General features: G+C 75.0%; 17 protein-coding genes and 1 tRNA gene. 14 read left to right on the top strand and 4 right to left on the bottom strand.

All coding sequences use genetic code 11. The annotated features are described in order from the left end of the window. Positions 1-186: 186 nt before the first annotated feature. Positions 187-1,896, bottom strand: coding sequence for a cation:proton antiporter (locus CELGI_RS12550; protein WP_013884503.1), 1,710 nt, complete (start codon positions 1,894-1,896; stop codon positions 187-189). A gap of 227 nt (positions 1,897-2,123) precedes the next feature. Between CELGI_RS12550 and CELGI_RS12545 the strand changes: the two genes are divergently transcribed. Then, positions 2,124-2,525, top strand: a complete 402-nt coding sequence (locus tag CELGI_RS12545; RefSeq protein WP_013884502.1) for a hypothetical protein — start codon at positions 2,124-2,126, stop codon at positions 2,523-2,525. A 92-nt stretch (positions 2,526-2,617) separates the two neighbouring features. Here CELGI_RS12545 and CELGI_RS12540 read toward each other — a convergent pair. Continuing rightward, positions 2,618-2,690: transfer RNA gene (locus CELGI_RS12540), tRNA-Arg, on the bottom strand. 65 nt (positions 2,691-2,755) lie between these two features. Continuing rightward, entirely contained in the window at positions 2,756-3,409 is a 654-nt protein-coding gene (locus CELGI_RS12535) for a FadR/GntR family transcriptional regulator (RefSeq protein WP_013884501.1), read from the bottom strand. A gap of 126 nt (positions 3,410-3,535) precedes the next feature. On the opposite strand from CELGI_RS12535, the gene CELGI_RS12530 reads away from it, so the two are divergent. The 8 genes from CELGI_RS12530 (at position 3,536) to CELGI_RS12495 (ending at position 14,292) form a co-directional block, all read left to right on the top strand. After that, positions 3,536-4,816, top strand: coding sequence for an MFS transporter (locus CELGI_RS12530; protein WP_013884500.1), 1,281 nt, complete (start codon positions 3,536-3,538; stop codon positions 4,814-4,816). Further along, the gene (gene argS, locus CELGI_RS12525) at positions 4,813-6,495 is read left to right on the top strand and encodes an arginine--tRNA ligase (protein WP_013884499.1); all 1,683 of its coding nucleotides are present in this window, start codon (positions 4,813-4,815) and stop codon (positions 6,493-6,495) included. The genes CELGI_RS12530 and argS overlap by 4 nt, the downstream gene beginning before the upstream one ends. After that, positions 6,492-7,856: a diaminopimelate decarboxylase gene (gene lysA / locus CELGI_RS12520; RefSeq protein ID WP_013884498.1), complete on the top strand. Its 1,365-nt coding sequence runs from the start codon at positions 6,492-6,494 to the stop codon at positions 7,854-7,856. Before argS ends, lysA begins: the two co-directional genes overlap by 4 nt. Positions 7,857-7,974: 118 nt before the next feature. Continuing rightward, positions 7,975-9,300, top strand: coding sequence for a homoserine dehydrogenase (locus tag CELGI_RS12515; protein WP_013884497.1), 1,326 nt, complete (start codon positions 7,975-7,977; stop codon positions 9,298-9,300). Further along, positions 9,300-10,391: a threonine synthase gene (gene thrC, locus CELGI_RS12510; RefSeq protein WP_013884496.1), complete on the top strand. Its 1,092-nt coding sequence runs from the start codon at positions 9,300-9,302 to the stop codon at positions 10,389-10,391. Before CELGI_RS12515 ends, thrC begins: the two co-directional genes overlap by 1 nt. Positions 10,392-10,398: 7 nt before the next feature. Further along, a complete protein-coding gene (thrB, locus tag CELGI_RS12505) occupies positions 10,399-11,370 on the top strand; it encodes a homoserine kinase (RefSeq protein ID WP_013884495.1) in 972 nt (323 codons plus the stop codon). Positions 11,371-11,687: 317 nt separating this feature from the next. Continuing rightward, positions 11,688-13,727 carry a transcription termination factor Rho gene (gene rho, locus CELGI_RS12500; protein ID WP_013884494.1) on the top strand — a complete coding sequence of 680 codons (2,040 nt, stop codon included), beginning with the start codon at positions 11,688-11,690 and terminating at the stop codon, positions 13,725-13,727. A gap of 103 nt (positions 13,728-13,830) precedes the next feature. Beyond that, positions 13,831-14,292 carry a type II toxin-antitoxin system PemK/MazF family toxin gene (locus tag CELGI_RS12495; RefSeq protein ID WP_013884493.1) on the top strand — a complete coding sequence of 154 codons (462 nt, stop codon included), beginning with the start codon at positions 13,831-13,833 and terminating at the stop codon, positions 14,290-14,292. Positions 14,293-14,302: 10 nt separating this feature from the next. On the opposite strand, the gene CELGI_RS12490 is transcribed toward CELGI_RS12495, so the two are convergent. Then, entirely contained in the window at positions 14,303-15,442 is a 1,140-nt protein-coding gene (locus CELGI_RS12490; RefSeq protein WP_013884492.1) for a glycosyltransferase family 4 protein, read from the bottom strand. 208 nt (positions 15,443-15,650) lie between these two features. Between CELGI_RS12490 and rpmE the strand changes: the two genes are divergently transcribed. The 5 genes from rpmE (at position 15,651) to CELGI_RS12465 (ending at position 19,928) form a co-directional block, all read left to right on the top strand. Then, a complete protein-coding gene (rpmE, locus tag CELGI_RS12485; RefSeq protein ID WP_013884491.1) occupies positions 15,651-15,866 on the top strand; it encodes a 50S ribosomal protein L31 in 216 nt (71 codons plus the stop codon). A gap of 138 nt (positions 15,867-16,004) precedes the next feature. Then, a complete protein-coding gene (prfA, locus tag CELGI_RS12480; RefSeq protein ID WP_013884490.1) occupies positions 16,005-17,090 on the top strand; it encodes a peptide chain release factor 1 in 1,086 nt (361 codons plus the stop codon). Beyond that, a complete protein-coding gene (prmC, locus tag CELGI_RS12475; RefSeq protein WP_013884489.1) occupies positions 17,087-18,013 on the top strand; it encodes a peptide chain release factor N(5)-glutamine methyltransferase in 927 nt (308 codons plus the stop codon). Before prfA ends, prmC begins: the two co-directional genes overlap by 4 nt. Then, positions 18,010-18,822, top strand: coding sequence for an L-threonylcarbamoyladenylate synthase (locus CELGI_RS12470; protein WP_013884488.1), 813 nt, complete (start codon positions 18,010-18,012; stop codon positions 18,820-18,822). Before prmC ends, CELGI_RS12470 begins: the two co-directional genes overlap by 4 nt. Beyond that, positions 18,819-19,928, top strand: coding sequence for an MraY family glycosyltransferase (locus CELGI_RS12465; protein ID WP_013884487.1), 1,110 nt, complete (start codon positions 18,819-18,821; stop codon positions 19,926-19,928). Before CELGI_RS12470 ends, CELGI_RS12465 begins: the two co-directional genes overlap by 4 nt. The last annotated feature ends 4 nt before the right edge of the window (positions 19,929-19,932 follow it).

Below are 19,932 nucleotides of genomic sequence, written 5' to 3'. Positions count from 1 at the left end.
TCCCTGGTCGAGATGGACTCGGCTGCGGTGGACGGGGCTGGAGTTCCGTCCGTGCCGATGTCTCGACGCTAGGGACCGGCCCGCGCGCAGTGGTGGGATGAAAGTCCCCTGGGCCTGCGAGGGGTCCCGGCGGTGCCGCGCGGGCGGTGGTCCGACGGGACCTGGGTCCCGGTCCTGCGGCCGCGTTCAGTCGCGCAGGCGCGCGATCCAGGAGGACGCCATCGACTCCTCCTCGAGGTCGAGCTCGCGCATCATGCGCCGCATCACGGCCTCGTCCAGGTCGCCCGCGTCGCGGTGCGCCATGAGCACCTCGCGCTGCGCCGCGATCACGCCCGCGCGCACCGAGTGGATCTTGCGGCCCGCCGCCCCGGGCGCGAGCCGCTCGGCCGACGCGCCGTCCAGCGGGCCCAGCGCACGCGACGCGTCCTGCCGCGAGACGCCGTCGGGCAGCAGGTCGTCCGCGTGCTCGGGGTCGAGCATGACCGCGGCCGCCGCGGCGCGGGCGCGCCAGCCCGCCGAGAGCCGCGTGATCGCGTCGTCGGCCTGCTGCGCGCCCATCGCCTGCACGAGCTGCGGGCGCCTGCTCTCGAAGTAGGCCTGCACGGCGTCCGCGGTGGCCACGCGCACCGCGGCCTCCTGCGCGGCGTCGTCGGCCGCCTCCTGCGCCGAGCCCACGCGCAGGCGGGTGATCACGCCCGGCAGCGTGAGGCCCTGCAGCAGCAGCGTGCCGATCGCCACGGTGTACGCGGCGAGCTGGATGGTGGCGCGCTCCGGGAACGGCTCGCCGTCGAGCGTCGCCGGGATGGCCGCTGCCGCCGCGAGCGTCACCACGCCGCGCATCCCCGCCCAGGACACGACGGCCGACTCGCGGACCGAGAGCGAGTCGCGCGCGGGCCGGTGCGAGCCCGGCAGGCGCAGGTCGTCGAACCACACGGTCGCGAACACGTAGATCGGCCGGACCAGCAGGGCCACCGCGAGGACGACGAGCGAGACGACGACCCCGTGCCCCAGCCCCTGGTCGGACTCGACCACGTCGCGCACCACCCAGGGCAGCTGCACGCCGATGAGTGCGAACGTGAACGCCTCGAGCAGCAGGTCGGCCGTGGACCACAGCGGCTCCTGGTACAGCCGCGTGGCGTACCCCGCGCGCGGCGACGTGTGACCCAGGTACAGGCCCGCGGCGACCACCGCGAGCACGCCCGACCCGCCGAGCGCCTCGGCGCTCCAGTAGGCCGCGAACGGGGTGAGGAACCCGACCGCGGACGCGACCACCGGGTCGTCGAGGCGCAGCCGCAGGACGTGCACCGCCCAGCCGAGCGCGAGCCCGCCGCCGACGCCGACCACGACCGCGAGCCCGAACGTGCCCAGCCCGGACCCGAGCGCCCACGCCCCCGTGGCGGCGCCCGTGAGCGCGACCTTGTACAGCGTGAGCGACGTCGCGTCGTTGATGAGGCTCTCGCCCGAGAGCAGCGTCATGACCCGCCGGGGCAGCCCGAGGCGCCGGCCGACCGCGGCCGCCGCGACCGCGTCCGGTGGCGCGACCACGGCGCCCAGGACGAGCGCGACCGCGAACGGCACGGCCTCCAACCACCAGAAGACCAGCGCGACCGCGAGCGCCGAGACCAGCACCAGGCCGACGCCGAGCCGGGTGATCGAGTTCAGCGCGGACCGGAAGTCGCGGTAGGACGAGGACAGCGCGGCGGAGTACAGCAGCGGCGGGAGGACGAACTCGAGCAGCACCTCGGGGTCGACGTCGAACCGCGGCACGCCCGGCACCAGCGACACGACGATCCCGGTGGCGACGACGACGAGCGGCGCCGACCACCCGCGGCGCCGGCATCCGGCCGCGACCAGCACCGCGCCCGCGACGAGCAGGAACACGTGGACGTGGTGCATGCGGCGTGCCTCCCGGATGCCGCCGGTCCGGACCCGGTCAGCGCACCGCGGCCATGCCGACCCCTGACCGGTGGCGCGTGCCGCGACATCCGTGAACGTACCAACGCGACCTCGGCGGCACCCCGCGGCCGGCTGGTTTCCGGGACGGCAGGACAGGTGCGTCGCTAGGGTGCTGCGCGAGCGTCCCGTCCGCCGACGGGACGCACGGCAGGGGGGAGGGTGGCGCGATGCGTCGATCGGTCATGGTCCTGAGCGCGTGCGTGCTCGCGGTGCTGGCGTCGGGCTGCTCGGACACCGGGTCCGGCGAGGACTGCGTGGGCGCCGAGCTCACGGCATCCCAGAGCACCGTGGCCCCCGGCGACGAGCTCGCGCTCACGGGCGCGTACTTCCTCACCGGGTGCCACGACACGGGCGAGGCCGCGCCCGAGCAGGACGCGACATCGGCGCCGGTCCTGTGGTCCCAGGGGATGCGCGAGGGTGCGCAGCTCGGCGAGGCGGCGATCGACACGCGCGGCGAGCTCACCGCGACGGTGACCGTGCCCGACGACGCGGCCGCGGGCGAGGCCACGGTCTCGGTCTCGCTCGGCGCCGGCACGACCGCCGAGCTCACCCTGACCGTCGCCCCCTGAGCCGCTCGCAACCCGGGGGACCAGGTCCCACGACGAAGGCCCGGTCCCCTGTGGGGGTCCGGGCCTCGGCGATGCCCTGCGGCACCGGTGGGTGCGCCCGAAAGGATTCGAACCTTCGACCTTCTGCTCCGGAGGCAGACGCTCTATCCGCTGAGCTACGGGCGCGGGGTGCTCTGCAGCACCGGCCAGCGAGCCTACCAGCCCCACGGAGGGGTCGGTCGCGCTCGCGGTCAGGGCTCGCCGAGCAGCGCGGACAGGTAGTGGTGGGTCTCCTCGACCGCGCGGTCCTCGTCGCCGGCGACGATCGCGTCGATCAGCCCGTCGTGCGCGGACTGGCCGTGGTAGTCGGTGACGAAGTTGAAGCGGATGTTCTCGCCGATCGCGTCGATGAGGTTCTCGTACAGCGAGACGAGCACGGGGTTGCCCGCGGCGCGCACGATCGTGCGGTGCAGCGCAAGGTCGGTGGAGACCATCCGCTCGAGGTCGGCCGCGTGGTAGGCCGCGGACCGCTCGTCGCGCCGGTCCAGCAGTGCGCTCGCGTCGAGCGCGGTGCGGCGGCGGGACGCGAGCCGTGCGGCCTCGACCTCGAGCGCGCGGCGCACCTCGACGACGTCGCGCTGGCGCGCCTCGGCGATCTGGCGCCCCATGGTCGCGGCCATCTCCGACGACGAGAGCACGTACGTGCCCGAGCCCTGACGCCGCTCGAGCAGGCCCGAGTGCACCAGGGACTGCACGGCCTCGCGCACGGTGTTGCGGCCCACGCCCAGGAGCGCGACCAGCTGCGGCTCGGGCGGGATGCGCGTCCCGACCGACCACTCCCCGCTGGTGATGCGGGACCTGAGCTCCTGTACGGTCGAATCGATCAGACCGGTCCGTCGCGTCATCGGGACGGGGCTCCGTGTCCAGGCATGCGGTGCAGTCAACACGAGCGACCGTCGTGCCGCCAGACCCGTCTCTCGTCGGCGGCGCGGGACCACCCGCGTGCCGCCACCCGTCCCCTCCGGAGCCCCGTGACCGCGCACCCCGCCGCCCCCGCGCCCTGGCGCGGTCGCCTCGTCGTGCTGCTGGGCGTGGTGCTGGTGGGGCTCAACCTGCGGATCGCGGTCGCGGCGGTCTCGCCGATCCTCGACATGGTGCGGGACGACGTCGCACTGACGTCTGCGCAGGTGGGCCTGCTCGGCACGGTCCCGGTGCTCTCGTTCGCGGTGTTCGGCTCGCTCGCGACCCCGGTGGCCCGCCGCGTGGGCCTCGAGCCGACCATGGTCGCGGCGCTCGTGCTCTCGGCCGTGGGCGAGGTGCTGCGCGCGGGTGCGGGCACCGCGCCGGCCTTCCTGGCCTGGTCGGTCGTGGCGCTCGCGGGCATGGGGATGGGCAACGTGCTCCTACCGCCGCTGGTCAAGCGGTACTTCCCCGACCGGATCGGCCCGGTGACCGCCGCGTACTCGGTCGCGCTGTCGGTGAGCACGGCCGTGCCGCCGCTGGTGGCGCTGCCCGTGGCCCAGGCGGCGGGCTGGCGCTGGTCGGTGGGGCTGTGGGCCGCGGTGGGCGTGGTCGCCGCGCTGCCGTGGGTCGTGGTCGTCGTGCGGTCCGTCGCGGCGCGCGCGCACCTGCGGGAGCTGGTCCGACGCGCCCCGCGGCCCGCCGCGTCCGCGGTGACCACGGGTGCGCGCGGCGACGCGCGCGTGGTGTGGCGCTCGCCGCTCGCGTGGGCGATGGCGGTGACGTTCGGGATGAACTCGCTCGGCACGTACACCGTCTTCGCGTGGCTGCCCGAGATCCTCGTGGACGCGGGTCTGCCGTCGGACGTGGGCGGTCGCTGGCTCGCGCTGTTCGCGATCCTCGGGCTGCCCGCCTCGCTCGTCGGACCCGTGCTGGCCGCGCGGCTGCGCTCGCCGTTCCCGCTGGTCGTCGGCTTCGTCGTGTGCTGGGCCGCGGGGTACGTCGGCCTGCTGACGTCGCCCGCGCACGGGACGGCCGTGTGGATGGTGCTGCTGGGCATCGGGCCCAGCGCATTCCCGATCCTGCTGGCGCTCATCGGGCTGCGCACGGCGACCCCGGCGCTCGCGGTGGTGCTCTCGGGCATGGTGCAGGGTGTCGGGTACGCGCTCGCGGGCCTGGGCCCGCTCGGCATCGGGCTGCTGTACGACGCGACGGGGGACTGGACCGCGCCGCTCCTGGTGCTCCTGACGCTGCTGGGTGTCCTGGTGGGCGCGGCCTGGCGCGCGTGCCGTCCCGAGGTGCTGGGCGGTCCGGGGGAGCGGGCCCCCGGTTCCCCTACGCTTGGCCGGTGACTCCCGACCAGCTCTCCCAGGCTCTCGCGGACGCCCTCGCGGCGGCCGTCGCCGACGGCACGTTCGCCCTCGACCCCGCCGACGTCCCGGCGCACGTGCACCTCGAGCGACCCCGGCAGCGTGAGCACGGGGACTGGGCCACCAACGTGGCGCTGCAGCTGGCCAAGAAGGCCGGCACCAACCCGCGCGCGATGGCCGAGGAGCTGGTGCGCCGGCTGGCCGGCACGCCCGGCGTCGCTGCGGTCGAGATCGCCGGCCCCGGGTTCCTCAACATCCGCCTGGACACGGCCGCGGCGGGTGAGCTCGCGCGGACGGTCGTCGAGCAGGGCGCCGCGTACGGGCGCAACGACTCCGAGGCGGGGCACCGCGTCAACCTCGAGTTCGTCTCGGCCAACCCCACCGGCCCGCTGCACATCGGCGGCGTGCGCTGGGCGGCGGTGGGCGACAGCCTGGCGCGTGTGCTCGAGGCGTCGGGTGCCGACGTCACGCGCGAGTACTACTTCAACGACCACGGCGCGCAGATCGACAGGTTCGCGCGCTCGCTCGTCGCGCGCGCCCGGGGCCTGGACGCGCCCGAGGACGGCTACGGCGGGCAGTACATCACCGACATCGCCGACCGTGTGATCGCGGACGCGGCCGCGGCGGGCGAGCCCGACCCGCGCACGCTCGGCGACGCCGAGGCGACCGAGGCGTTCCGCGCGCGCGGCGTCGAGCTCATGTTCACCGAGATCAAGCAGTCGCTGCACGACTTCGGTGTGGACTTCGACGTGTACTTCCACGAGGACTCGCTGCACGAGTCCGGCGCGGTCGAGCGTGCGGTCGCGCGCCTGCGCGAGCTGGGCCACATGTTCGACGCGGACGGCGCGACGTGGCTGCGCACCACCGACTTCGGGGACGACAAGGACCGCGTGGTCCTCAAGTCGGACGGCGAGGCCGCCTACATCGCGGGCGACATCGCGTACTACCTGGACAAGCGCGAGCGCGGGTTCGACCGCGTCGTGATGATGCTCGGTGCGGACCACCACGGCTACGTCGGCCGCATGCGCGCGGTCGCGGCGGCGTTCGGCGACGACCCGGACGTGCACCTGGAGATCCTCATCGGCCAGCTGGTCAACCTGGTGCGCGAGGGACAGCCCGTGCGCATGTCCAAGCGCGCGGGCACGGTCGTGACGATCGACGACCTGGTGGACGCGGTCGGCGTGGACGCCGCGCGGTACTCGCTCGCGCGCTCGTCGGCGGACAGCGCGATCGACCTGGACCTGGACCTGCTGGCCAAGGCGACCAACGAGAACCCGGTCTTCTACGTGCAGTACGCGCACGCGCGCACGTCGAACATCGCGCGCAACGCGGCCGAGGCCGGCGTGCGCCGCCAGGACGGGTTCGACGCGTCCGTGCTCGACCACGAGACCGAGGCCGTGCTGCTCGGACAGCTCGCGGACTTCCCGCGCGTGGTCGCGCAGGCGGCCACGCTGCGCGAGCCGCACCGCGTCGCGCGCTACCTCGAGCAGCTCGCGGGCGCGTTCCACAAGTGGTACGACGCGAAGCGCTACGTCCTCCCGCAGGGCGACGAGGCGGTCACGGACGTGCACCGCACGCGCCTGTGGCTCACCGAGGCCACGCGCCAGGTGCTCGCCAACGGCCTGGGTCTGCTGGGTGTGAGCGCGCCGGAGCGCATGTGAGCACCAGCATCCCGGGCGAGCCCTGGTCCACGGGTGCCGCGCGGGACGCGGCGGGTGCGCTCGTCGTCGGCGGCGTGCCCGTCGCGCGGCTGGCCGCCGAGGTCGGCACGCCCGCGTACGTGCTGGACGAGGCGGACCTGCGGGCGCGTGCGGCCGGCTACCGGCGTGCGTTCACCGCGGCGTTCGCCGAGGTCGGCGCGGGCGTCGACGTGTACTACGCGGGCAAGGCGTTCCTGTCGGTGGCCGTCGCGCGGTGGGTGCACGACGAGGGGCTGCGCGTGGACACCGCGTCCGGCGGCGAGCTCGCGGTCGCGCTGCGCGCGGGCGTCCCGGGTGCCGACCTGGGCCTGCACGGCAACAACAAGTCCGACGACGAGCTCGCGCTCGCGCTCGAGCACGGCGTGGGCCGGATCATCGTCGACTCGCTCGTCGAGATCGAGCGGCTCGCGGCGCTCGTCCGGGCCCGCGGGGGAGCGCCCGCACCCGTCATGGTGCGCGTGACCACAGGCGTGCACGCGGGCGGGCACGAGTACATCTCCACCGCGCACGAGGACCAGAAGTTCGGCCTGTCGGTCGCGGCCCGGGACGGCGCCGACTCGCCCGCGATGACCGCGCTGCTCGCGGTGCTGGACCGCCCGGAGCTGCACCTGCTGGGCATCCACTCGCACATCGGCTCGCAGATCCTGGACCCCTCGGGCTTCGAGGTCGCGGCGCGCGTGGTGCTCGAGCTGCGGGCCGCGCTCGCGGCGCGCACGGGAGTGCTGGTCGACGAGGTCGACCTCGGCGGCGGGTACGGCATCGCCTACCTGCCCGGCGAGGTCGCGCTGGACCCCGACCGGATCGCCAAGGACGTCGCCGGCGCGGTCGCGGGGGCTGCGGCGGACCTGGGGACGCCGTTGCCGCGGTTCTCGATCGAGCCGGGCCGTGCGGTGGTCGGCCCGGCCGGGCTCACGCTCTACACGGTCGGCACGGTCAAGCCCGTGCGTGTGGACGACGTGACCGAACGGCTGTACGTCTCGGTCGACGGCGGCATGAGCGACAACATCCGTCCCGCGCTGTACGGCGCCCGCTACCACGCGGAGGTCGTCGGGCGGCTGTCGTCGGCGCCCGGGGTGCTCGCGCGCGTGGTGGGCAAGCACTGCGAGTCGGGTGACATCGTGGTGCACGAGGTGCTGCTGCCCGGGGACGTCCGGGCGGGCGACCTGCTGGCCGTCGCGGCGACGGGGGCGTACGGCCGCTCGATGGCGTCGAACTACAACCTGCTCACGCGACCACCCGTGGTCGCGGTCCGGGCCGGTGAGGTGCGGACGCTGCTGCGGCGCGAGACCGTCGCGGACCTGCTGGCGCTCGACGAGGGCTGACCGCGCGGGCAGGACGTCCGCGGCGTGCCCCGCACGTCCTGCCGACCGGACGGCGCCCCGCCGGGCCCCCGTGGCGCCCTATCCTGGCGCGAGTCCCGACGAGTTCACCGGAGGTCGCGTGCCCGCCCCCTTGAAGGTTGCCCTGCTGGGATGCGGTGTCGTCGGCACCCAGGTGGCCCGTCGGCTGGTCGAGCACGCCGACGAGCTCGCGTCGCGCGTCGGCACGCGCGTCGACCTCGTGGGGATCGCGGTCCGGGACGTGGCCGTCCCGCGCGAGGACGTCACCGGCACGCCGTTGGCCGACCTGCTGACCGCGGACGCCGAGGCGCTCGTCGACGGTGCGGACGTCGTCGTCGAGCTCATGGGCGGCATCGAGCCCGCGCGCACGCTCATCCTGCGGGCGATCCAGGGCGGCGCGAGCGTCGTCACCGCCAACAAGGCGCTGCTCGCGCAGGACGGCCCGGCGCTCTACGCGGCCGCGGACGCCGCGGGCGTCGACCTGTACTTCGAGGCCGCGGTCGCGGGCGCCATCCCGATCGTGCGCCCGGTGCGCGAGTCGCTCGCGGGCGACCAGGTCCAGCGGGTCCTCGGCATCGTCAACGGCACCACCAACTACGTGCTGGACCGCATGACGACCGAGGGCCTCGAGCTCGACCAGGCGGTCAAGGAGGCGCAGTCGCTCGGCTACGCGGAGGCGGACCCGAGCGCGGACGTGGACGGCTACGACGCGGCCGCGAAGGCCGCGATCCTCGCGTCGTTGGCGTTCCACACGCGGGTCTCGCTGGACGACGTCTCGCGTGAGGGCATCGGCGCGGTCACGGCCGACGACGTCGCGTGGGCGCAGCGCACGGGTCACGTCATCAAGCTCCTGGCGATCGCCGAGCGCAACACGTCCGGCGGCGTCACGGGCATCCAGGTGCGCGTCCACCCCGCGCTCGTGCCCGCCGACCACCCGCTCGCGGGCGTGCACGGCGCGTTCAACGCGGTGTTCGTCGAGGCCGAGGCCGCGGGCGAGCTGATGTTCTACGGCCGGGGTGCGGGCGGCGCGCCGACGTCCTCCGCGGTGCTGGGGGACCTGGTCTCGGTCGCACGGCACCGCGTGCTGGGCGGGCGCGGACCCGTCGAGTCGTCGTACGCGGCGCTTCCGGTGCTGCCCGCGGACGCCGCGCGGACCAAGTTCCAGGTGCGGCTGGACGTCGCGGACCGCCCCGGCGTGCTCGCGCAGGTGGCCGCGCGTCTCGCGGACCAGGACGTCTCGATCGAGGCGGTGCGCCAGACCGCCGCCCGCGTCGTCGAGGACGACGGTGCGGACGTCGCCGTGGCGCGTCTGCTCATCACCACGCACGCGGCCCCCGAGAGCGCCCTCACGGCGACCGTGGCCGCGCTCACCCAGCTCGACGCCGTCCGTGACGTCGTGTCCGTCCTGCGAGTCGAAGGAGCCTGATGGCCCACCAGTGGCGCGGCGTCATCGCCGAGTACGCCGACCGCCTGCCCGCGCACCTGCTGACGCACCCCGTCACGCTCGGCGAGGGGGGCACGCCGCTGATCGCCGCGCCCGCCCTGAGCGAGCGCACGGGTGCGGACGTGCACGTGAAGTTCGAGGGCATGAACCCCACGGGCTCGTTCAAGGACCGCGGCATGACCACCGCGATCTCGGCCGCGGCGGCGCGCGGCGCGAAGGCCGTGGTGTGCGCCTCGACGGGCAACACGTCGGCGTCCGCGGCCGCGTACGCGACACGTGCGGGCATGGTCTGCGCGGTCCTGGTGCCCGACGGCAAGATCGCGATGGGCAAGCTCAGCCAGGCGATCGCGCACGGCGCGCGCCTGCTGCAGGTGGACGGCAACTTCGACGCGTGCCTGGTGGCGGCGCGCAAGCTCGCCGAGGCCTACCCGGTGGACCTGGTGAACTCGGTCAACCCCGATCGCATCCAGGGCCAGAAGACCGCGGCGTTCGAGATCGTGGACGCGCTCGGCGACGCGCCGGACATCCACGTGCTCCCCGTCGGCAACGCGGGCAACATCACGGCGTACTGGAAGGGGTTCCGCGAGTACGCGGGCCTCGACGACGGTGCGGCGCACGGCACGGTCGCGAGCCGCACGCCGGTGATGTGGGGCTTCCAGGCCGCGGGCGCCGCGCCGCTGGTGCTGGGCCACCCCGTGGACGAGCCGGAGACGATCGCGACCGCGATCCGCATCGGCAACCCCGCGTCGTGGGACCAGGCGCTCGAGGCGCGCGACGTCTCGGGCGGGATCATCGAGTCGGTCACCGACGACGAGATCCTGCGCGCGCACCGCGTGCTGTCCGCCGAGGTCGGGGTGTTCGTCGAGCCCGCGTCCGCCGCGGGCGTCGCGGGCCTGCTGCGCCTGTCCGACGAGGGCCGCGTGCCCGCCGGCGCGCGCATCACGATCACCGTCACCGGGCACGGCCTCAAGGACCCGCAGTGGGCGCTGCGCGGCCCCGACGGCAGCGACGTCACCCCGGTGCGCGTGAGCGCGGACGTGGTGTCCATCGCGGACGCCCTCGGCCTGGGCTGAGGCCGCCGTGCGTCTGCGCGCGGACAGCGTGCGCGTCCGCGTCCCCGCGACGTCCGCCAACCTCGGTCCGGGCTTCGACGCCATGGGCGTCGCGCTCGGCCTGCACGACGAGCTGCTGATCCGCGCCGTCGCCTCACCGGGCGTCCGCGTCGAGGTCGAGGGCGAGGGTGCGGGCCAGGTCCCCGACGACGAGCGCCACCTGGTGGTGCGCGCGGTCCGCATCGCGCTCGACCACGTCGGCGCGCCCCAGGCGGGCCTCGAGCTGATGTGCCGCAACGCGATCCCGCACGGGCGCGGCCTGGGCTCGTCGGCCGCCGCGGTGGTCGCAGGGCTCGCCGCGGCGCGTGGCCTGATCTCCGAGCCCGAGGCGCTCGACGACGCGACGCTGCTCGCGCTCGCCACGCAGCTCGAGGGCCACCCGGACAACGCCGCGCCGGCGATCGTGGGCGGCGCGACGATCGCGTGGTCGCGCCCGGAGGCCGGCGGGGAGGGGGCGGTCGGCTGCGCACGGATCGCGGTGCACGACGACGTCGTGCCCGTGGTCATGGTGCCGCCGCACCACCTGTCCACCAAGGCTGCGCGGGGCGTGCTGCCCGAGCACGTGCCGCACGCCGACGCCGCGGCCCAGGCCGGCCGCGCGGCCCTGCTGGTCGAGGCGCTCGGACGCCGCCCGGACCTGCTGCTCGACGCGACGGTCGACCGCCTGCACCAGGACTACCGCCGCAGCGTCATGCCGGACTCGCTCGCGCTGGTCGACGTGCTGCGCCGCAACGGCGTCGCCGCGGTCGTGTCCGGCGCGGGGCCCACGGTCCTCGCGCTCGCTCGGCGCACCTCGGCGCCGGGCCAGGCCGTGACCACGGACGCCGACCAGGCGATCGCGGACGCGTTCGGCGGTGTGCTGGGCGGGTGGACCATCCGGCCGCTGCCCGTCGACGCCACGGGCGTGCAGGTGCGGACGGGCGACGACCCGATCGGGTGACCGTTCGCCGGGCACGGCCGCACCGAGCCCTCCCGAGCCCGGTCGGGCCGGGCACGGGAGGGCCGGTGGTAGGATCGCCCCGTTCCCCGGACCGCATCCGGGGCCCGTGCCGCCGTGTGATCCCGCCCGCTCGTCGTGGGAACCCCGAGGCCGTGCCCCAGGCGAGTCGGTCGTCCCGGGGACGCACCCCAGCCCGATCGCGTCGCCGACGTCGTCGTATGCCGCGCGTGGGGCTTCCATCACCGCCCCGCCCGCGGACCCCCGCGCGGCGGAGCACCGGTCGGTACGCCGACCCCATCGAGGGGGAAGGGTCCTTCGTGACAGACACCACCCAGAACGCCGCGGGCACGTCCACGGGCGGTTCGATCGCTGCGCTGCGCCTCCCGGAGCTGCAGGCGATGGCCGTGGAGCTCGGCGTCAAGGGCACCTCCAAGATGCGCAAGGGCGACCTGGTCGAGGCGATCACGTCCGCGCGCGGTGCCTCGCGCTCGCGCGCGCTGGACTCGCGCCGTGAGCAGGCCGTCGCCCCGGTGACCGAGCCCGCCCCCGCGGTCGAGCCCGCCCGTGCGGCCGAGCCCGACGCCGCCCCCGTGGCCGCTGACGAGCGCCGTCCCGCGCGCACGCGCGGCGAGCGCCGCCAGCCCCGCGAGCAGGCCGACGAGAGCCGTGAGCAGGCACCCACGCGTGACGCGCTCGCCGGCCTCGAGGCCGCGCTCGACGCGCGCCTGGGCCCGGCCGAGGACAAGCCCGCTGAGCGGTCGTCGGACCGGGCGGCACGGGCCGCGGACGCGGTCGCCGAGGTGGGCCAGCGCCGGTCGCGGCGGTCGGGCCGCGCCGCGGGCGCGCCCGAGGACGGCGACGTGCCGCGCGAGGCGGCGGGCCGCGGGCAGCGCCAGCGCCCGCAGGACGGTCAGCGCACGGCCGCCGACGAGCGCGCGCAGGACGGTCAGCGCACGCCCGACGTGCGGCGTCAGCCCGAGCAGCGCGACCCCGAGCGCACCCAGGAGCCCCGTACGCAGGAGCAGGCCGGCGACGACGAGGAGCGCGGCGGACGCCGGCGCCGCTCGCGCGACCGGTACCGCGACCGCGACCGTGACCGCAAGCGCGGGCGCGGCCGCTCGGGTCAGCCCGAGCTCGCGGGCCTCGACGAGATCGAGGTCGCGGACGACGACGTGCTGCTCCCGGTCGCGGGCATCCTCGACGTGCTCGACAGCTACGCGTTCGTCCGCACCACGGGCTACCTGCCCGGCGTCAACGACGTCTACGTCTCGCTCGGCCAGGTCAAGAAGAGCGGCCTGCGTCGCGGCGACGCGATCACGGGCGCGGTCCGCCAGCCCCGCGAGGGTGAGCAGCCGCCGAGCCAGCAGGGCAACCGGCCGAACAAGTTCAACGCGCTCGTGCGCCTGGACACGGTCAACGGCCTGTCGCCCGAGGAGGCGCGTGACCGCCCGGAGTTCGCCAAGCTCACGCCGCTGTACCCGCAGGACCGGCTGCGTCTGGAGATCGCGGACCCGACGCGCATCACGCCCCGCGTGATCGACATCGTCGCGCCCATCGGCAAGGGCCAGCGCGGCCTCATCGTCGCGCCGCCCAAGGCGGGCAAGACGATCATCATGCAGCAGATCGCGAACGCGATCACCGCGAACAACCCCGAGGTCCACCTCATGGTCGTGCTCGTCGACGAGCGCCCAGAGGAGGTCACGGACATGGAACGGACGGTCAAGGGCGAGGTCATCGCCTCGACGTTCGACCGCCCCGCGTCGGACCACACGATCGTCGCCGAGCTCGCCATCGAGCGCGCCAAGCGTCTGGTGGAGCTGGGCCAGGACGTCGTGGTGCTGCTCGACTCGCTCACGCGCCTGTCGCGCGCGTACAACCTCGCGGCGCCCGCGTCGGGTCGCATCCTGTCCGGCGGTGTCGACGCCTCGGCGCTGTACCCGCCCAAGCGGTTCTTCGGCGCGGCCCGCAACATCGAGAACGGCGGCTCGCTGACGATCCTGGCCTCCGCGCTCGTGGAGACCGGCTCCAAGATGGACGAGGTCATCTTCGAGGAGTTCAAGGGCACCGGGAACATGGAGCTCCGGCTGTCCCGCTCGCTCGCGGACAAGCGCATCTTCCCCGCGGTCGACGTCAACGCCTCCGGCACGCGCCGCGAGGAGATCCTCATGTCGAACGACGAGCTCAAGATCGTCTACAAGCTCCGCCGCGTCATGGGCGCGCTCGACCAGCAGCAGGCGATCGAGCTGCTCGTCGGCAAGCTCCGCGAGACGAAGTCGAACGTCGAGTTCCTCCTGCAGGTCCAGAAGACCACCCCGGGCAACGTCCTGGGCGTGGAGAACGCCGGCAAGACGATCTGACCCGAGGTCGGCGTGCCGACGCGTGAGCACTCCGCGTCGGCACGCCGCCCCGCGGTGCCGCCTGGACGCTCAAGTCCGTGCGCGTGCACGTCGATGCCCAGTCGTGCGCGCGACGACGGTGGACGGTCAGGGGACGTTCGACACGGCGGTGGAGTGGTTCGCCCAGGTCCCGGCCCCGTACCTGGGCCTCGCGGCGGTGGCCGCCGTGCTCGTGCTCGCGCTGCTGCGGCGCGGCCGGGCCGCGCGGCCCCGGCCGGGTGAGGTGTGGTTCGCGCTCGTGCCGTTCGAGGACGGGCGCGCCGCCAAGGACAGGCCGGTGCTGGTGCTCCGCACGCGCGGCAGGCATGTCGAGGTCGCGCGGTTCACGTCGCAGGACCGCACGCAGCGCCGTGACCACCTCCGCGTGCCGGACGGACTGCCCGGGCTCGCCCGGACCAGCTGGGTGGACCTGCGGCCGCGCACGTTGCGTCGTCGTGCGTTCCGGCGACGGGTCGGCGTCCCCGGCCAGGGCTGGGTGACCTGGTACGACGAGCGGCGGGCCGCGGCCGGCTCACCGACGGTCTGAGCCCGCGCGGTCAGGACTGCGGGTAGCCGAGGTACCCGCGGCACGTGGCCGCGATCGTGTCCCACTGCCAGCCGGCGAGCGCACGCTCGCGGCCCGCGGCACCCATCCGGGCGGCCAGCTCGTGGTCGGTGAGCAGCTGGACCAGCCGGTCGCGGATCTCGGTGACGGACGTCGGGTCGACGACCACACCCGTGACCCCGTCCTCGACCGCGTCGGGTGCGCCGCCGGACCGTCCGACGATCACGGGCAGCGCGCACGACGCGGCCTCGAGGAAGACGAGCGGCAGACCCTCGGGCTCGAGCCCGCGCAGGCGGGTCCGGGACGGCATGACGAACACGTCGCCCGCGTCGACGTAGGGCGGCACGTCGGCCCACGGGACGGCTCCGGTGAACGTCACCGCGTCGCCCAGGCCCCGCGCGGCGACGAGCTTCTCGAGCGTCGGCCGGTACGGGCCGTCGCCCACGATCAGCAGGTGCGCGCCCGGCACCGCGGCGCGCACCGCGGGCCACGCCTCGATCACCTTGTCCTGACCCTTGCGCTCGACCATCCGGCCCGAGCTCACGGCCACGGGCGCATCGGCACGGATGCCCAGGCGCTCGCGCACCTGCGCCCCGCCGACGCCGGGGTAGAACCGCGTCGAGTCGACGCCCGGCGTGAGCCGCTGCTGCTTGGCCCGGCCGGCGGGTGTCAAGGCGCGGGCCACGGCGTCGCGCGTGAAGCCGGAGATGTACGTGAGCGTGTCCACGCGTTCGCCGATCTCGCGCAGCACCTGCCGCACGCCCGGCACCTTGGACCACCAGACCTCGTGCGAGTGCGTGATCGCGACGGCCCGCTGAGCGCCCGCAGCCTTGAGCGGCTTGGCGAGCAGGCCGAGCGGCGCGGACGCGCCGAACAGCACGCGGTCGCACCCGTGCTCGCGGAACGCGGCCACCACCGACCCCTGCACGCGCGGCGTCGGCACCAGCATCGAGCGGCGGTCGCGCACCACGGGGTAGGGGAGCGTCGCGTCGTACTCCCGGTCACCCGGCATCGATGCGGTGTAGACGACCACCTCGTCGGGGTCGAACCGCTCGCACAGCGCTGCGACGAACGCCTCGATACCGCCCTTGCGGGTCGGGAAGTCGTTGGTCACGACGAGCGTGCGGGGCACGGCAGCTCCAATGCTGAGGCGGGTGGGCGCCCCCATGCTAGGCGTCGGCGCCCGCTCCGGGACCGCGTCGCCGTCCCGGTCCGCGGCGGCCCGGCGCGCGGGAAGATTTCGGCACCGCGCGCGGTTCTGGCATCATGGTTCGCTGGTCTGCGGTTCACCCGCGCGCGTCCGCGTCGGGACCCGGAGACATCCCACCAAGGAGAGTTCCGTGAAGGCTGACATCCACCCGCAGTACGTGGTCACCGAGGTGACCTGCACGTGCGGCGCCACGTTCGTGACGCGCAGCACCGTGCCGAACGGCAAGATCCACGCCGACGTCTGCAGCGCCTGCCACCCGTTCTACACCGGCAAGCAGAAGATCCTCGACACCGGCGGCCGCGTGGCCCGGTTCGAGGCCCGCTACGGCAAGAAGGCCGGCAACTAGCACCTCCGCAGCGCCGGTGCCCGGTGCGGACGACTGCCCTCCATGGCAGTGTCCGCCAGGGCACCGGCGCTGCGTCGTACCCGGGGACGTGCACCTGAGCGTGCGTCACCCGAACCAGCCGAACCCGAGGGAGCCCGAGTGAGCGAGCAGTTCGCCGTCGCGCAGCCGCTGCTCGCCGAGCACGCGCAGATCGAGCAGCAGCTCGCCGACCCGTCCGTGCACGCGGATGCGGCCCGCGCCCGCCGCCTCGGCCGGCGCTACGCCGAGCTGGGGCGCGTGGTGCAGGCCTACCGGACGTGGCGTGCCGCCGCGGACGACGCGGGTGCGGCGGCCGAGCTGGCGGACGCCGACCCGGGCTTCGCGGCCGAGCTGCCCGCGCTGCAGGACGCCGCCGACGAGGCTGCGGCGCGTCTGCGCGCGGTGCTGATCCCGCGTGACCCCGACGACGCGCGTGACGTGATCCTGGAGATCAAGGCGGGCGAGGGCGGTGAGGAGTCGGCGCTGTTCGCGGCCGACCTGCTGCGCATGTACACGCGGTACGCCGAGCGCATGGGCTGGGCGACGCAGGTGCTCGAGGCGACGTCGTCCGACCTCGGCGGGTTCAAGGACGTGCAGCTCGCGGTGAAGTCGCGCGGCACGGTCGCGCCCGAGGACGGCGTGTGGGCCCACCTGAAGTACGAGGGCGGGGTGCACCGCGTGCAGCGCGTGCCCGTCACGGAGTCCGCGGGGCGCATCCACACGTCCGCCGCGGGCGTGCTGGTGTTCCCCGAGGCGGACGACGAGGGCGAGGTCGAGATCGACCCGAACGACCTGCGGATCGACGTGTACCGCTCGTCGGGCCCGGGCGGCCAGTCCGTCAACACCACCGACTCGGCCGTGCGGATCACGCACGTGCCCACGGGCATCGTCGTGTCGATGCAGAACGAGAAGTCCCAGCTGCAGAACCGCGAGCAGGCCATGCGCGTGCTGCGGGCCCGGCTCCTGGCAGCGCGGCAGGAGGAGGCCGCGGCCGTCGCGAGCGAGGCGCGGCGCAGCCAGGTGCGCACGGTCGACCGCTCCGAGCGGATCAGGACGTACAACTTCCCGGAGAACCGGATCGCCGACCACCGCACGGGGTACAAGGCCTACAACCTGGACGCGGTGCTCGCGGGCGACCTCGGGCCCGTGGTCGCGTCCGCGGTCGAGGCCGACGAGGCCGCGCGCCTCGCCGAGGCGGGCGCATGAGCGCGGGTGCGACACCCGGTGTCCGCGCGCTCGTCGAGGGTGCGGTGCGCGTGCTCGACGAGGCGGACGTGCCCTCGCCGCGCGTCGACGCGACGCAGCTCGCTGCGTACGCCCTGGGGCTGCCGCGGCTCGAGCTCGCGCTCGCGCCCGACCCGGCCCCGGACGGGTTCGTCGAGGAGTTCGCCGGGCTGGTCGAGCGCCGGCGCTCGCGTGAGCCGCTGCAGCACATCGTCGGGTCCACGGTCTTCCGGTACCTGACGCTGCGCGTCGAGCCGGGCGTGTTCGTGCCCCGCCCCGAGACCGAGGTGGTCGCGCAGGTCGCGATCGACGAGGCCGCGCGCCTCGTCGCCGCGGGCGGACGGCCGCTCGTGGTGGACCTGTGCTGCGGAACCGGCGCGATCGCGCTGTCCGTGGACACCGAGGTGCCGGGTACGGACGTGGTCGCCGTGGACCTCTCGGCGGAGGCGGTCGGCCTGACGCGTGCCAACCACGGCGCGGTCGGCTCGCTCGGCATGCGCGTCGAGCAGGGCGACGTGCGCGACCCCGCCCTGCTCGCCGAGCTCGCCGGTCGCGTCGACGTGCTGGTGTCCAACCCGCCGTACGTCCCGCCCGACGCGGTCCCGCGCGAGCCCGAGGTGCGCGACCACGACCCGGACCTGGCGCTGTACGGCGGGGGCCTGGACGGCCTCGACGTGCCGCGTGCGGTGCTCGCGGCCGCGGCGCGCCTCCTGGCCCCGGGGGGTCTGCTGGTCATGGAGCACGCCGAGGTGCAGGACGCCGCGGTGCGGCAGGCCGCGTCCGCGACGGGTGCGTTCGAGCAGGTCCGCACGCTGCCGGACCTCACCGGCAGGCCCCGCATGCTCGTCGCGCGCCGGGTCGCTGGCCCGGACGCACCGTCGGGCGTGGAAGACTCCCAGCCGTGAACGCGCGCACGCTGCCCGCCCACGACGCGGCCACCTGGGGACCGGCTCTCGACGAGGCGGTCGACGTCGTCGCCAACGGCGGCCTCGTCGTCCTGCCCACCGACACCGTCTACGGCATCGGGGCCGACGCCTTCTCGCCGCCCGCGGTGCAGGCGCTGCTGGACGCCAAGGGCCGGGGCCGGCAGATGCCGCCGCCCGTGCTGATCGCCGACGTGCGCACGCTCGACGGCCTGGCGACCGAGGTCCCGGCGCACGCGCGCCTGCTCGCGGAGGCGTTCTGGCCCGGCGGGCTCACGCTGATCGTGCGCGCCCAGCCCTCGCTCGCGTGGGACCTGGGGGAGACGCACGGCACGGTCGCGCTGCGCGTCCCGGACCACGCCACCGCCCGCGCCCTGCTGCGGCGCACCGGACCGCTCGCGGTCTCGAGCGCGAACCGCACGGGCTTCGCGGCCGCCGTGGACGCGGGTGAGGCGTACCGCCAGCTCGGCGACCGCGTGCGCGTCTACCTCGACGCGGGCGACGCACCGGGCCAGGTCGCCTCGACGATCGTGGACGCGACCGGACCCCGGCTGCGCGTCGTGCGGCTCGGGGCGCTCGACCTCGAGACACTGAACGCGGTGGCGCCCGTCCTCGGCCTCGACGGCGAGCTGCCGTCCGACGAGCCTGCCGCAGCCGCGCCCGACGAGAAGGCGCCGGACGAGCAGGCGCCCGACCCGCAGCCTGCGGACGACGAGGCACCCGCCGCGGACGCCCCCGGCGCGGGACCGGACATGGTCAAGGACGCACCCGCGGGCGGTGCGCCCGGGTGAGGGTCTACCTGCTCGTCGGCGTGATCGCCGCGGCCGTCGCGTACCTCATGACGCCGCTCGCACGGTGGTGCGCGCTGCGCTGGGGCGCCATCACGGCGGTGCGCGACCGCGACGTGCACGCGATCCCGACCCCGCGGCTCGGCGGCGTCGCGATGTTCCTGGGCCTCACGGTCGCGATCGTCGTCGCGAGCCGCCTGCCGTTCCTGGCGGGCGTCTACGACAACCCGCGCGCGCTCGTCGGCATCGTCGGCGGTGCGGCGCTGGTGTGCCTGCTGGGCGTGGCGGACGACATCTGGGACCTGGACTGGCTCACCAAGCTCATGGGGCAGGTGCTTGCGGCCGGGTTCCTGGCGTGGCAGGGCGTGCAGCTCTACCAGCTGCCGGTCGGCGGCGTGACCGTGAGCTCGACGCGCATGTGGACGTTCCTCACCATCATCACGGTGGTGATCGCGATGAACGCGGTCAACTTCGTCGACGGCCTCGACGGCCTCGCCGCGGGCGTGCTCGCGATCGGCGGCGCCGCGTTCTTCCTGTACTCCTACCTGCTCACGCGCGCGACGTCGGGCGACTACGCGAGCCTGTCGACGCTCGTCGTGGCGGCGCTGGTCGGGGCCTGCATCGGGTTCCTGCCGCACAACGTCTATCCGGCGCGGATCTTCATGGGGGACTCCGGGGCGATGCTGCTGGGCTTCGTGCTCGCCGCGGCCGCGGTCGTGGTGACCGGCCAGATCGACCCCGAGCAGGTCTCGCGGCGTCAGTCGTTCCCCGCGTTCGTGCCGATGCTGCTGCCGTTCGCGGTGCTCGTGCTCCCGCTGCTGGACATGGGCCTGGCGATCGTGCGCCGGCTCGGCCAGGGCAAGTCGCCGTTCCACCCCGACCGCATGCACCTGCACCACCGCCTGCTCGCGCTCGGGCACAGCCACCGGCGCGCGGTGGCGATCATGTACGTCTGGACGGCGGTGTTCGCGTTCGGGATGGGCGCGCTCGTCGTGCTCTCGACCACCACGGTGCTGTGGCTGTTCGCCGCGGGCGTCGTGGTCGCCGTCCTGCTGACCCTCGGCCCCCTGCGCGGCCGGTCCACCCGCCGCCCCCTCGAGACGACGTGAGCGA

The sequence above is a fragment of the Cellulomonas gilvus ATCC 13127 genome (assembly GCF_000218545.1).
Taxonomy (GTDB): domain Bacteria; phylum Actinomycetota; class Actinomycetes; order Actinomycetales; family Cellulomonadaceae; genus Cellulomonas; species Cellulomonas gilvus.
The sequence above is the reverse complement of the archived record's forward strand: the minus strand, read 5'-3'. Positions and strand labels throughout refer to the sequence as shown.

Excerpts from the sequence above, each read along its gene's own strand:
- CELGI_RS12535 (WP_013884501.1), bottom strand. The coding sequence starts at position 3,409 with ATGACGCGACGGACCGGTCTGATCGATTCGACCGTACAGGAGCTCAGG.
- CELGI_RS12545 (WP_013884502.1), top strand. The coding sequence starts at position 2,124 with ATGCGTCGATCGGTCATGGTCCTGAGCGCGTGCGTGCTCGCGGTGCTG.
- CELGI_RS12550 (WP_013884503.1), bottom strand. The coding sequence starts at position 1,896 with ATGCACCACGTCCACGTGTTCCTGCTCGTCGCGGGCGCGGTGCTGGTC.
- thrC (WP_013884496.1), top strand. The coding sequence starts at position 9,300 with ATGGCCCACCAGTGGCGCGGCGTCATCGCCGAGTACGCCGACCGCCTG.
- prmC (WP_013884489.1), top strand. The coding sequence starts at position 17,087 with ATGAGCGCGGGTGCGACACCCGGTGTCCGCGCGCTCGTCGAGGGTGCG.